This window comes from Rhodospirillales bacterium, from assembly GCA_016699855.1.
GTDB lineage: Bacteria > Pseudomonadota > Alphaproteobacteria > Reyranellales > Reyranellaceae.
Genome location: CP064988.1, coordinates 2,634,990 through 2,647,689, shown reverse-complemented (window position 1 = coordinate 2,647,689; position 12,700 = coordinate 2,634,990). Strand labels below are relative to the sequence as shown.

The following is a 12,700-nucleotide window of genomic DNA, read 5'->3' as shown; positions in this document are numbered from 1 at the left end:
GCGACATGACCGGCCCCACCCTCGTCTGCACGACCTCCGCCGGCGCGCGGCCGCTGGGCGTGCGCGGCGCGCCGCTGCACCAGTCGCAGGCGCAGATCCGCGCGGTGGTGCGCCGGCGTCTGGGCGGGCGCCACGCCACCCTCCTGACCGAACCTCAGCCGCACGCCGGCGCCGGCCGCATCGACTGGTACAGCGACGCCGTCGGTCCCGTGCGGCGGATGGCCGATCTGCCGCCGGACGAGGCCGCCGCGCTGCGCCGCGATGTCGACGCGCTGCTGGCCGACATCGCGCGTGTCGGTGGTGAGCTCGAGGACGGCCCGACAGACGATGGCCGCCTCGCCGGCGCGTCGCTGCGTCTGGCGGCCACGCCGCCGGCCGACGAATATCTGTTCCGCGTCGGCGACCAGCCGGTCGTGGCGTGTTGGGGTTACGAGGCCGGCGGCGCCGGCGCCGTGCTGCCCGGCGCCTTCCTGCCGGCGACGCGGATCGGTGGACCGCCGGCGGAGCCGACGTCGCCCGCCGGACTGCCGGGGTCGTTCGCGGCCGCTCCTGCGGCTCCAGCGTTCGCGGGTCCGGCGGCGGCGGCGCGCGCCGCGCCGTTCGCTTGGGCGCTATGGTTGCCGCTGGGATTGCTGACCATCGCCCTGCTGCTCGGCGCCTCGTGGGCGCTGCGGCACGTTCTGCCGGTGCCGCCGGGATTGGAGATCGCGGCCCTGCCGGCGCCACCGCCGCCACCGCTACCGGCAGCGCCCGATCCGAGCGCCGCGCTCGAGGCCGCCATCGCGGCGGCGCAGGCGCAGGAGCCGCGCCTGCGCGCGACGCTCGCGTCGTTGCGCGAGGACGCCGCCACGCGCCTGGCCCTATGCAAACCGCCGGAACCCCCGAAGCCGCCGAAACCGCCGGAACCGCAGGTGGCCGCGAAACAGCCGGCGCCGCCGAAGCCGCCGGACGACCGCATGCGCATGCCGACCAAGCCGACCGACGACTATTCGTTCCTCAAGGGCTGCTGGCGCACCGATCCGTTCAAGCACCGGCCGGAGCAGACGGAGTCCGGTGTCTCGACCTACTGCTTCGACGACAAGGGCCGCGGCACGCTGACCTTCCGCCGCGGCGCGCGCACCTGCCGCACGCCGGCGACCGCCCGGTTCGAGGGCGGCACCTTGCGCATCAAGGACGGCGACACGACCTGCTCGGACGGCGCCGCCTGGTCGCAGGACCGGCTGGACTGCACGCGCGGCGCCGACGACGTCGCGGTCTGCCGCGGCGAGGCGCAGGGCCCGAACGGCATGGACCGCTGGCAGGTGCGGCTGCACCGCCAGAAGTGAAGCGCGTCGTGCGCGCCGCGCCTACGCCAGCGCCATCGCCAGCACGCGCGCCACGTGGACGGCGTCCCGGCCGGCGCCGTCTTGGATCTGGTGGCGGCACGACGTGCCGTCGGCGACGATCAACGCGTCGGCCCCGGCCGCGCGCACGGCCGGCAGCAGCGAGAGCTCGGCCATCGCCATCGACGTCTCGTGGTGCGCCGCCTCGTAACCGAAGCTGCCGGCCATGCCGCAGCAGCTCGACTCGATCGTCTTGACCGTCAGCTCCGGGATCCAGCCCAGCACCTCCTGCGTCGCCGGCATCGCGCCGAACGCCTTCTGGTGGCAGTGGCCGTGCAGCAGCGCGGTCTTCGGCGCGATCGGCTTGAGCGCCAGCGCGGCGCGGCCGGCCTTGCGCTCGCGCGCCAGGAACTCCTCGAACAGGAAGCTGGACCCGGCGATGCGCTCCGCGGCGTCGCCGAAGCCCATCGCGGTGTGTTCGTCGCGCAGCGACAGCAGGCAGGACGGCTCCAGCCCCACCACCTTCACGCCGCGCTCGACGAACGGCAGCACCGCGTCGATCATGCGCCGCGCCTCGGCCTTGGCCTGGTCGACCATGCCGGTCGCGAGATAGGTGCGGCCGCAGCACAACGGCCGGCGGTCGCCTTCGACCGGCAGCGCGATATGCACGGTGTAGCCAGCGGCCTTCAGCACCGCGAGCGCGTCATCGGCGGTCTCGGCCTCGAAAGCGTTGTTGAACGTGTCGGCGAACAGCACCACCTCACCGGCGTCGCCCTCGCATTGCGGCGCCACCTTGCCGTCGGCGCCGCGCGCGAAACTCAGGCCGCCGAGGAACGTGTCGCCGCGCCACCGCGGCAACGACCGCTTGGCCGAGAAGCCCGCGATCCTCTCAGACAGGGCCGCCGCGCCAGGCAGCGTGTCGCGCAGATTGAACAGCCACGGCAGGCGCGCGCCCCAATGGGCGTAGCGCGGCAGATGCGCCACCAGCCGGTCGCGCAGCGTATGGCCGTGGCGTGCCTTGTAGTGGTGCTGGAACTCGACCTTCATCCGCGCCATGTCGACGCCGGTCGGGCAGTCGCGCTTGCAGCCCTTGCACGAGACGCACAAATCCATCGTCTCGCGCATCGCCTCGGAGGTGAGCGCCTCCGGTCCGAGCTGTCCCGACAGCGCCAGCCGCAGCGTGTTGGCGCGTCCCCGCGTGAGGTGCTTCTCGTCCCGGGTGACGCGGAAGCTCGGGCACATCGTGCCGGCGTCGAACTTCCGGCAGGTGCCGTTATTGTTGCACATGTCGACGGCCTTGGCGAAGCCGCCGGCCGGATCGCCGCCGCTGCCGGGCGCGGTCAATTCCTCGGTGCGCGGATCGTTCTGGACGTCCCACGCCGACCAGTCCAACGCGGTGCGGATCTCCGCCGGCTTGTAGTCGGGCTTGAAGCGGAACAGCGCGCGGTCGTCCATCCTGGACGGCCGCACGATCTTGCCGGGGTTGAGGATGCCGTGCGGATCGAACAGATCCTTGATCCCGCCGAACGCCGCCGTCAGCCGCGGACCGAACTGCCAGCCCACCCATTCGCTGCGCACCAGCCCGTCGCCGTGCTCGCCGGAATACGCGCCCTTGTACTCGCGCACCATCGCCGAGGCCTCCTCGGCGATGGCGCGCATCTTGGCGGCGCCGTCGCGCCGCATGTCGAGGATCGGGCGCACGTGCAAGGTGCCGACCGAGGCGTGCGCGTACCACGTGCCGCGCGTGCCGTGCTTCGTGAAGACGTCGGTCAGGCGCGAGGTGTAGTCGGCGAGGTGCTCCAGCGGGACGGCGCAATCCTCGATGAAGGAGACCGGCTTTCCGTCGCCCTTCATCGACATCATGATGTTGAGACCGGCCTTGCGCACCTCCCACAGCGCGCTCTGGCGCGCGGCGTCGGTCATCTCCACCACGCCGCCGGGCAGGCCGAGGTCGGCCATCAGTTCGACCAGCCGCTTGAGATCGCGCAGCTGCGGCTCGCGCTCCTCGCCCGCGAACTCGACCAGCAGGATCGCGTCGGGCGATCCGACCAGCGCGTCCTCGATCACCGGCCGGAAGGCGGGATTGGCGCGCGCCAGCTCGATCATCGTGCGGTCGACCAGTTCGACCGCGACCGGCCGCAGCGTGACGATGTGCTGCGCCGCCTCCATCGCTTTGCGGAAGCTCGGGAAGTTCACCACGCCCAGCGTCTTGTGCCGGGGCAGCGGGCTCAGGTTCAGCGTCAGCCGCCGGGTGACCGCCAGGGTGCCCTCGCTGCCGACCAGCAGATGCGCGAGATTGACGGAGTTGTCGGTCGTGTAGGGCCGCTCGCTCTGCGGATGGAAGATGTCGAGGTTGTAGCCGGCGACCCGGCGCAGCACCTTCGGGAACATCCGTTCGATCTCGTCGCGCTCGCGCGTCGCCAGCGCGCGGGCGGCGTCGGCGATGCGCTGGACCACGGGATCGGCCTCGACATCGCCCAGCGGACCGAAACGCGCCTCCGAGCCGTCGGCCAGGATCGCGTCGATGGCGGCGACGTTGTGCACCATGTTGCCGTAGCGGATCGAGCGGCTGCCGCAGGAGTTGTTGCCCGCCATGCCGCCCAGCGTGCACTGCGCCGAGGTCGAGACGTCGACCGGATACCAGAGGCCGTGCGGCTTTAGGAACGCGTTGAGGTGGTCGAGCACGAGGCCGGGCTGCACCGTGACCGTGGCGCGCTCCTTGTCGAACGCCGTCACCTCGCGCAGATGCTTCGTGCAATCGACCACCAGCGCCTCGCCGACGGTCTGCCCGCACTGCGAGGTGCCGGCGCCGCGCGGCAGCAGCGGGATCCGCAGATCGCGCGCCACGTCGACCACGGCGCGTAGATCGTCCTCGTCGCGCGGCACGACCACGCCGATCGGATCGATCTGGTAGATCGAGGCGTCGGTGGCGTAGCGGCCGCGCGAGGCGGCGTCGAACATCACCTCGCCCTTCACCGCGCGGCGCAGGCTGCGCTCCAAGGTCCGGACCGGCGCCTTGGCCGGCGTCGTCGACGGCGCGTCGAGGGTGGTCGTGTCGGACATGCGTCCCGCCCCGTTCATTTGCCTTCGAGCGCGCGCAGCCTCTTGTCGATGGCGCCGCGCGTCGGCGTTCCTTCGGGCATCATAGCCTGAAGCCGGCGCAGGCGCGCGATGGCGCCGGGCTTGTCGCCCGCCTCTTCCGCGACCTGGGCGAGGAAGAACAGGCCAGGCCGCTGTCCGGTGAGGCGGCTTCGAGGCGGCGCAGCAGCGCGATCGTCTCCGGGCGTCAGCTTGCCCGGACTGGTCGAGCCGCAACCGCGACTCGACCCACGCGGACAAGGTCGCGGGATCGTCGGGCTTCAACTTGTCGGCGCGGGCGTAGGCCTCGGCGGCCTGCGCATGCTCGCCCAGCACCGCCCGCGCGCGGGCCAGCCGGCGCCAGCCCTCGACGTCGTCGGGCGTGCTTTTCAAACGTTCGGCGAGGCCGTCGACCATGCCGCGGATCGTCGCGTCGCGCTCCTGCGGCGAGAGCTTCTCCATCCGCTTGACGTCGTCCTCGCCGGGCTGCGGCATGCCGGGATCGCGCGGGGTCCGCGTCTTGCGGTCCGGCCGGATCGATTTCGGATCGATGCCGGATTGCTTCGCGACCCGGTCGATCTCGCGCAGCAGCGTCGCCAGCCACGGCGCGTCGTCGGGCGACTCGGCCTCCAGCGCCAGCCAGCGCGTGAGCGCCGCCCGCGAATCGCCGGCCTGCGCCTCGCCGAGGCCGAGATAGTAGCGGGCGCCGGCCGTCTTTGGATCGATCCCGAGCGCGGCGGTGAACGTTTCCTTGGCCGCCGGCGTCACCACCCCGTCGGCCTCGAACACCAGCGCCTCGCCCAGCGCCGACACGATGTCCGCGCGGGCCGGCGCCGCGGCGCGGCCCTGGCGGAACGATTCGGCGGCGTCGGCCGAACGCCCGACCTGCAATTGCAGGCGGCCCAGCGCCAGCCATGCGTCGGCGTCCTTGGGGTCGCGTGTCACCCGTTCGCGCAGATCGCGCACGGTCTTCATGATCGCCGGCTCGGCGCCGGGTCCGGCCGGGGTGGCGGGGATCCTGCGCTCGGCGAAGGGCTGGCCGGGCAGTTCGGGGTGGCCGATCTGGAAATAGACGCCCAGCGCGACGAGAGGCACGAGGATCGCGACCGCCGTCGGCAGGAAGCGGCGCGGCGCCACCTCGATCGGCGCCTCGCGCGCGTCGGCGTCGGCCGCGGCCAGCAGACGGCGTTCGATCTCGGCCTTGGCGGCGTCGGCCCGCGCCTCGTCGAGAGTCCCGCTGGCGCGGTCACGTTCGACCTCGGCGAGCTGGTCGCGGTAGATCGCCACGTCGTGGTCGACGCGGCGCGACGCGTCGAACCGGCGGCGCAGCAGCGGCATCAGCAGCGCCGCGATCGCGGCGGCCGTCATCAACGCCAGCGCGAAGGGCAGCATCATGGCGCGCCGCCGCCGTCCTTGAGCAGCGCCTCGACCCGCTGGCGCTCCTCGGCGGAGAGCGCGGCCGGCGCGGCGGGGGTCGCGCCAACTCCCCGGCGGCCGCGATGCCACAGCAAGCCGCCGGCCAACGCCAGCGCCAGCGGCCCGCCCAGCCACATCAGCCACGTGCGGCCGTCGAACGGCGGTTTCAACAGCACGTAGTCGCCGTAGCGCGACCGCAGATAGGTCAGGACCTGGTCGTCGGCGTCGCCCTTGGTCAGGCGCTCGCGGATCGCCTGGCGCATGTCGCGCGCGATCTCGGCGCTGGAATCGTCGATCGACTGGTTCTGGCAGACGAGGCAGCGGACCTGCGCCGAGATCGCGCGCGCGCGCGCCTCGAGCGCGCGGTCGGCCAGCATCTCCGACGGATCGAGCGCCGACGCGCCGGCGGCCAGCATCGCGCCGCCCAGCGCCAGCGCCGCGAGAAGTCGACGCGTCGTCACTTCGCCAGCTCCTTCAGCAGCGGCAGGATCGCGTCGGTGACGTCGGCCGGCGTCAGCGGCCGGCGCAGGTGCAGGCGGATCACGCCGGACTTGTCGATCACCAAAGTCTCGGGAATGCCGCTGATGCCGAACTCGACCCCGCCGCGCCCGTCGGCGTCGACGCCGATCCGCTCGTAGGGGTCGCCGAGCTTGGCCAGCCACGCCTTCGCCTCGTCCGGCTTGTTGCGGTAGTTGATTCCGTGCACGCGCACGCCGTCGCGCGCCAGGCGGAGCAGCAGGGGATGCTCGATCTGGCAGGGCGCGCACCACGACGCGAAGAAACTCACGACAGTGACGTGGCCCTTCCAATCCGCCGAGCTCAGCCGCGGGGCGCCGTCGCGCAACGGCGCCAGATCGACCACCGGCGCCGGCTTGCCGACCAGCGCCGTGCCGATGTCGGCGGGATTGCGGTTCTGCGTCAGCGCGTAGCCGAAGAAGCCGGCCATGATGACGAGCATCGCCAGCGGCAGGGCGAAGAGCCAGCGTCCGGACATGCGCTATTCGGCCGGTTGCGCGGCGGCGGCGTGGCGGGAGCGCGTGGGCGCGCCGACCCGCAGGCGCCGGTCGGTCAGCGAGACGAAGCCGCCCAGCGCGCACAGCGCCGCGCCGATCCAGATCCACGGCGCCAGCGGGTTGTCGTAGAGGCGGATGGTCCACGCGCCCTTGCCGTCGGATTCGCCCAGCGTCGCGTAGATGTCGCCCAGCGGCCCGCTGCGGATCGCCGCCTCGGTCGTGGCGCGGCGTTGCACCGTGTAGAGGCGCCGCTCCGGCTCCAGGGTCGCGACCATCGCGCCGCCCCGGCGGTAGACGAGGCGGCCGCGCTCGCCGGCGTAGTTGGGGCCGTCGAACCCGGTGGCGCCCTCGAACGTCACCTCGTAGCCGGCGTGCTTGACGACGTCGCCGGCCCGCACCGAGACGATGGTCTCGGTCTGCCACACCGACACGCCGACGATGCCCAGCACCATGGCGCCGAGCGAGGCGTGCGCGATGGACATGCCGATCGCCGCCCGCGGCAGGCCGGTGAAGCGCGCCCAGGACTGGCCGGGCGGCGCGGCGAACAGTTTGATCCGCACGGCCAGCTCGCGCGCCGCGCCGAGGATCAGCCATACCGCGACCGCCACGCCGCAGGCCGCCAGCGTGGTCGAGCGGTGCGCGACGAACGCCGTCGCCACGCCGGCCAGCAGCGCCAGCGCGCCGACCGCGCGCAGTTGCCGCAGCGCCGCCGCCAGATCGCCGCGCTTCCACGCGAGGAACGGGCCGACCGCCACGGCGGCCAGCAGCGGCAGCGACAACGGCAGGAAGGTCGCGGCGTAGAACGGCGGACCGACCGAGACCTTGGCGCCGCCCAGCGCGTCGAGCGCCAGCGGATAGAGCGTGCCGAGGAACACCGTCAGCGTCAGCGTCGCCAGCAGCAGGTTGTTGAAGATCAACCCGCCCTCGCGGCTGACCGGCGCGAACAGCCCGCCCGGCGCCAGCGACGGCGCGCGCCACGCGTAGAGCGCCAGCCCGCCGCCGGTGACGAGCACCAGGAACATCAGGATGAACATGCCGCGCGCCGGGTCCTGCGCGAAGGCGTGCACCGAGGTCAGCACGCCCGACCGCACCAGGAAGGTGCCCAGCAGCGACAGCGAGAAGGCGAGGATCGCCAGCAGCACCGTCCAGCTCTTCAACGCGTCGCGCTTCTCGGTGACGATCGCCGAGTGCAGCAGCGCCGTGCCGAGCAGCCACGGCATCAGCGAGGCGTTCTCTACCGGGTCCCAGAACCAGAAGCCGCCCCAGCCCAGCTCGTAGTAGGCCCACCACGAGCCCAGCGCGATGCCCAGCGTCAGGAAGCACCACGAGGCCAGCGTCCACGGCCGCACCCAGCGCGCCCACGCCGCGTCGACCCGGCCCTCGAGCAGGGCGGCGATCGCGAAGCTGAAGGTGATCGAGAAGCCGACATAGCCGAGGTAGAGCAGCGGCGGATGGAAGGCGAGGCCGGGATCCTGCAGCAGCGGGTTGAGGTCGTCGCCGTTGAGCGGCGCCGGATCGAGCCGGTCGAACGGATTGGACGTGAACAGGATGAAGGCGAGGAAGCCGACGCCGATCAGCCCCTGGATCGCCAGCACGCGCGCCCGCAGCGTGCGCGGCAGGTTGCCGCCGAACGCCGCGACGCTGGCGCCGAACGCCGCCAGGATCAGCGCCCACAGCAGCATCGAGCCCTCGTGGTTCCCCCACGTGCCGCTGATCTTGTAGAGCAGCGGCTTGGACGTGTGGCTGTTGCGCACGACGTTGGCGATCGAGAAATCGCTCACGACGTAGGCATGCATCAGCGCCGCGAACGCGATCGCCACGAACGCGAACTGCGCCAGCGCGGCCGAGCGGCCGACCTCCATCATGCCGGGATCGCCGCGCCGGGCGCCGGCCAGCGGCAGGATTCCCTGCGCGGCGGCGACGCACAGCGCCAGCGTCAGCGCGTAGTGGCCGATCTCGGGGGTCATGGCCGGCTCATTTGCGCGGAGCCTCCGGCTTGGCGCCGTCCTTCCAGTGGCCGGCGTCCTTCAACGCCTTGGCGACCTCCGGCGGCATGTAGTTCTCGTCGTGCTTGGCCAGGACCTCGCGGGCGACGAACACGCCGTAGGCGCGCACCGAGCCCTCGATCACGGCGCCCTGGCCCTCGCGGAACAGATCGGGCAGCACGCCGGTGTAGGTCACCTTCAGGACCGTGCGCGTGTCGGTGATCTCGAACGTCGCGACCGTGCCTTGCTTCTCGACGCTGCCCGGCGCGACCAGCCCGCCGACCCGCAGCCGCTTGTCCGGCGGCGGGCGTTTCTCGGCGATCTGGGTCGGCGAGTTGAAGAAGACGAGGTTGTCGTCGAGCGCCGACAGCACCAGCCCGACCGCCACGCCCAAAGCGCCGACCGACCCCAGCACCAGCCACAGGCGTTTGCGCTTCGGCGTCATGCGTCGCCCCCGCCGCGCTTGCGCCGGTCGAGGCCGCGCGCGGCCAGCTCGCGCCGCGCCGCGGCGCGCTGCGCCAGCGACACCGCCAGCAGGCCGCCCAGCGCCAGCGCCGCGACCGCGTAGGATGGCCAGACATAGGCGCCGTAGCCGCCCATGGCGAGGAAACCGCTCATGCGCCGGCCATCGCGGCGGTCTCGAGCCGCCGGCGCGCCAGCTCGACGTCGGTGCGGATCAGCGTCAGCAGCGCGAACAACGCGAGATAGGCGGCGGCCATCACCAGCAGCGGCGTCAGGATCGTCGGATGGATCGCGGGTCCGTCGAGCTTCAGCACCGAGGCCGGCTGGTGCAGCGTGTTCCACCAGTCGACCGAGAACTTGATCACCGGCAGGTTGACCAGGCCGACCAGCGCCAGCACCGCCGACGCCTTGTCGCCGCGCTCGGAATCCTCGAACGCGCGCGCCAGCGCCATGTGGCCGAGATAGAGGAAGAACAACAGCAACATCGACGTCAGCCGCGCGTCCCACACCCACCACGTGCCCCACATCGGTCGGCCCCAGAACGAGCCGCTCACCAGGCAGATCAGGGCGCAGGCGGCGCCGACCGGCGCCGTCGCGCGCGCCAGCAACGCCGACAGCGGATGGCGCCAGACCAGCAGCGAGGCGCCCATCGCGGCGAGGAAGGCGTAGCCGCCCATCGCCAGCCACGCCGCCGGCACGTGCACGAACATGATGCGGACCGTCTCGCCCTGCTGGTAGTCCGCCGGCGATCCGACCAGCGCGAGATAGAGCCCCGCCAGCCACAGCGCCGCCGTCGCCGCCGCGAGCCACGGCTGGACGCGGGCGCTGAAGCGCTGGAACCGCGCTGGATTGGCGAGAACGTGGATCGACGGCATCGGGCCTCTCCCGGCGCTCCTAAAACCCGGTTTCCGCGCGCGTGTCTACTCCGCAGCCTGCCGCAGCGCCGCCGCCATCGCCCAGGGCAGCGTCGCGACGCCGCCGGCGAGGAAGGCGCCCAGCAACGCGAAGTGGGTTACGATTCCGTCGCCGGTTACCAGCGACTCCACCGCGCCCACCCCGAAGATGAGGATCGGCACCGCCAGCGGCAACACCAGCAGCGCCAGAAGCGCCCCGCCACGGCGGGCGCCGAGCGTCAGCGCCGCCCCGAGTCCGCCCAGCAGCGACAGGCTGGGCGTCCCCAGCAGCAGCGTTCCCGCGAGCACCGCGACCGCCTGGTGGTCGAGGCCGAACAGCAGGCCGAGCGCCGGCGACAGGATCGCCAGCGGCAGGCCCGACGTCAGCCAATGGGCCAGGCATTTCGCGAGCGCCGCCAGCTCCAGCGGCAGGCCGCACAGGATCAGATGGTCGAGGGTGCCGTCGGCCTGGTCGTCGGCGAACAGGCGGTCGAGCGACAGCATCGCGGCGAACAGCGCCGACACCCAGAGCACGCCCGGCGCGATCCGCCGCAACGCGTTCGGCTCGGGGCCGACGCCGAGCGGGAACAGCGCCGCCGCCAGGACGAAGAACGCCAGCACGACGGCCACGTCGCCCGGCCGCCGCCAGATCAGCCGGATGTCGCGCGCCAGCAGCGTGGTGAAGCGGCTCACGCGGCGTCCCCGGTCCAGCGCGCGTCGTCGGCCGCGGCCGACGGTGCGAAGGCGCCGACGTCGATGACCGTCGCGTCCGGCGGATCGAGTTCGCCGTGCGACGAGACGACCGCGATGCCGCCACCGCCGCGGTGCGCCGCCAAGGCCTCGTGCAGGGCGACGCGCGACGCGGCGTCGAGGCCGCTGGCCGGCTCGTCGAGCAGCCAGAGCGGCGCGTCCGACAGGACCACGCGGGCGAGCGCCGCGCGCCGGCGCTGGCCGGCCGAGAGATGGCGGCCGGGCCGGTCGAGCAGCGGGCCGAGATCGAACCGCTCCGCCGCCCGCGCGATCTCCGCCGCTGCCGGCGCGCGCCCACGTCTCAAGGTCTCCGCCGAGACCAGGTTCTCGCGTACGCTGAGGTCGCCCTTGACCGCCTCGGCGTGGCCCAGCCAGGCGATCCGGCCGCGCCACGCGTCGGCGTCGTCGGCGGCCGGCACGCCGTCCCACGCGAACGTGCCGCGCAGCGCCGGCGTCAGCAGCGCCAACACGCGCAGCAGCGTGGACTTGCCGCAGCCGTTGCGTCCGGTCAGCAGCAGCGCGCCACCGGCGCCGACGTCGAGGCCCAGGCCCGCGAACACCAGCCGTCCGCCGCGGCGGCAGGCGAGGTCGATGGCGACGAGGCGGGGCATGCGGGGCGTGACGGTCCGGATGGCGGAAGTCCGCGACCGATCGCCGGCCCCGGAGCGGGCCTTTCATATCACGTCCGCGCGCGTCGCGAAGACGGCGCGGAGCGCCGCGGCGTCAGCGGTCGGCCAGCGGCACGCACACGTCGGTGCGCCACTCCGCCGGCGGCAGCGCTTTGCAGTCGTTCAGGTAGTGGTCGAAGAACGGCCGGTCGGCGGTCTCCTCGCCGCTCGCCGGTAGCCAAACGCCGAACAGCCATGAGCACGCGGCTTCCAGCTCGGCGTAGGGGCCCTTGTGGTGCATCACCGCGTGCCGGCCGCCGGGAAGATCGACGATCTTGAATCCGTCCGTGGCGGCGACGCCGGGCGCCACCGAGAACCCGACGTCGGTGCGGCGCCTGGCCGACGGCACGACGCTGGGATCGAGGTCGCGGTAGATCGCGATGGCCGCGCGGTCGTCGGCCAGCAGGCCGCGGCTGCCCAGCCACGCCGCCGTGCGGTCGAACGCCGCCGCCATCTCGTGGTAGTGGCCGATGTGCGTCGCCATGAACAGCCGCCGCGCGGGCAGCGTGACGATCTCGGTGGGGTGGCTCATCGCGGACTCCTGCTGCTGGTTCGCCGTTCGATGGTCGCGCCCGCGATGCGCGCGGCGGTAGGCGCCGGGCGTCGCGCCATAGACCGCGGCGAAGGCGCGCGTGAACGCCGCCGCGCCGCCGTAGCCGGCCTCGCGCGCGATGGCCGGTATGGCGCGGTCGCCATGCGTCAGCGCCGTCGCGGCGCGGTTGAGGCGGTAGCGGCGGATCGTGTCGCCGGCCGTCTCGCCGGTGACGCCGAGATAGATGCGATGGAAATGGTAGGGGCTGAAATGCGCGACCGCCGCGAGGCGCTCGGTCGTCAGCGTCGCGTCGAGATTCGCCGCGATGTGGTCGACGACGCGCGCGATGCGGTCGGCGTAGGAGAGGCGGGTGGCGGGCTTGTTCACGCCGGCGACGCTACACGTTCGCGGTTGATCGCGATTGCGAAGAACGCGACGCGCGGCGCGATCGATCTCCACAAAAGAAAATGGCCGCCGTTCCGGGGGGAGAATTGGAACGGCGGCCAAAAGCCTCTTGCGAGGCGGAACGTGGTTTGGGGGAACCACGTTCGGGGGAGATACGCAGGTATAGGTAGGAGCCG

The 12,700-nt window shown here is 72.8% G+C and carries 11 protein-coding genes; 1 reads left to right on the top strand and 10 read right to left on the bottom strand.

Annotated elements, in window-relative coordinates:
- Positions 1-5: 5 nt before the first annotated feature.
- Positions 6-1,325 (top strand): hypothetical protein, encoded by a 1,320-nt coding sequence (locus IPK81_12450; GenBank protein QQS14879.1) that lies wholly within the window; start codon positions 6-8, stop codon positions 1,323-1,325.
- A 21-nt stretch (positions 1,326-1,346) separates the two neighbouring features.
- Here IPK81_12450 and ccmI read toward each other — a convergent pair whose 3' ends face one another.
- From ccmI to IPK81_12400, 10 genes are all read right to left on the bottom strand, one after another.
- The gene (gene ccmI / locus IPK81_12445; GenBank protein QQS14878.1) at positions 1,347-5,795 is read right to left on the bottom strand and encodes a c-type cytochrome biogenesis protein CcmI; all 4,449 of its coding nucleotides are present in this window, start codon (positions 5,793-5,795) and stop codon (positions 1,347-1,349) included.
- Complete coding sequence (locus tag IPK81_12440) at positions 5,792-6,232, bottom strand: cytochrome c-type biogenesis protein CcmH (protein QQS15082.1); 441 nt, start codon at positions 6,230-6,232, stop codon at positions 5,792-5,794. The genes ccmI and IPK81_12440 overlap by 4 nt, the downstream gene beginning before the upstream one ends.
- 41 nt (positions 6,233-6,273) lie before the next feature.
- Positions 6,274-6,810, bottom strand: a complete 537-nt coding sequence (locus IPK81_12435; protein QQS14877.1) for a DsbE family thiol:disulfide interchange protein — start codon at positions 6,808-6,810, stop codon at positions 6,274-6,276.
- Positions 6,811-6,813: 3 nt separating this feature from the next.
- A complete protein-coding gene (locus IPK81_12430) occupies positions 6,814-8,796 on the bottom strand; it encodes a heme lyase CcmF/NrfE family subunit (protein ID QQS14876.1) in 1,983 nt (660 codons plus the stop codon).
- Between the two features lie 7 nt (positions 8,797-8,803).
- A complete protein-coding gene (gene ccmE, locus IPK81_12425) occupies positions 8,804-9,259 on the bottom strand; it encodes a cytochrome c maturation protein CcmE (GenBank protein ID QQS14875.1) in 456 nt (151 codons plus the stop codon).
- Positions 9,256-9,432 (bottom strand): heme exporter protein CcmD, encoded by a 177-nt coding sequence (gene ccmD, locus IPK81_12420; protein QQS14874.1) that lies wholly within the window; start codon positions 9,430-9,432, stop codon positions 9,256-9,258. Before ccmD ends, ccmE begins: the two co-directional genes overlap by 4 nt.
- Positions 9,429-10,142, bottom strand: a complete 714-nt coding sequence (locus IPK81_12415) for a heme ABC transporter permease (GenBank protein ID QQS15081.1) — start codon at positions 10,140-10,142, stop codon at positions 9,429-9,431. The genes ccmD and IPK81_12415 overlap by 4 nt, the downstream gene beginning before the upstream one ends.
- A 54-nt stretch (positions 10,143-10,196) precedes the next feature.
- Positions 10,197-10,862, bottom strand: coding sequence for a heme exporter protein CcmB (gene ccmB / locus IPK81_12410; protein ID QQS14873.1), 666 nt, complete (start codon positions 10,860-10,862; stop codon positions 10,197-10,199).
- Complete coding sequence (gene ccmA, locus IPK81_12405) at positions 10,859-11,530, bottom strand: heme ABC exporter ATP-binding protein CcmA (protein QQS14872.1); 672 nt, start codon at positions 11,528-11,530, stop codon at positions 10,859-10,861. Before ccmA ends, ccmB begins: the two co-directional genes overlap by 4 nt.
- 112 nt (positions 11,531-11,642) lie before the next feature.
- Positions 11,643-12,506 carry an AraC family transcriptional regulator gene (locus IPK81_12400; GenBank protein QQS14871.1) on the bottom strand — a complete coding sequence of 288 codons (864 nt, stop codon included), beginning with the start codon at positions 12,504-12,506 and terminating at the stop codon, positions 11,643-11,645.
- Between the last annotated feature and the right edge of the window lie 194 nt (positions 12,507-12,700).

Coding starts and splice junctions, on each gene's coding strand:
- ccmA (QQS14872.1), bottom strand. CDS start 11,530: ATGCCCCGCCTCGTCGCCATCGACCTCGCCTGCCGCCGCGGCGGACGG.
- IPK81_12450 (QQS14879.1), top strand. CDS start 6: ATGACCGGCCCCACCCTCGTCTGCACGACCTCCGCCGGCGCGCGGCCG.
- IPK81_12435 (QQS14877.1), bottom strand. CDS start 6,810: ATGTCCGGACGCTGGCTCTTCGCCCTGCCGCTGGCGATGCTCGTCATC.
- ccmE (QQS14875.1), bottom strand. CDS start 9,259: ATGACGCCGAAGCGCAAACGCCTGTGGCTGGTGCTGGGGTCGGTCGGC.
- IPK81_12430 (QQS14876.1), bottom strand. CDS start 8,796: ATGACCCCCGAGATCGGCCACTACGCGCTGACGCTGGCGCTGTGCGTC.
- IPK81_12440 (QQS15082.1), bottom strand. CDS start 6,232: ATGCTGGCCGCCGGCGCGTCGGCGCTCGATCCGTCGGAGATGCTGGCC.
- ccmD (QQS14874.1), bottom strand. CDS start 9,432: ATGAGCGGTTTCCTCGCCATGGGCGGCTACGGCGCCTATGTCTGGCCA.
- ccmI (QQS14878.1), bottom strand. CDS start 5,795: ATGATGCTGCCCTTCGCGCTGGCGTTGATGACGGCCGCCGCGATCGCG.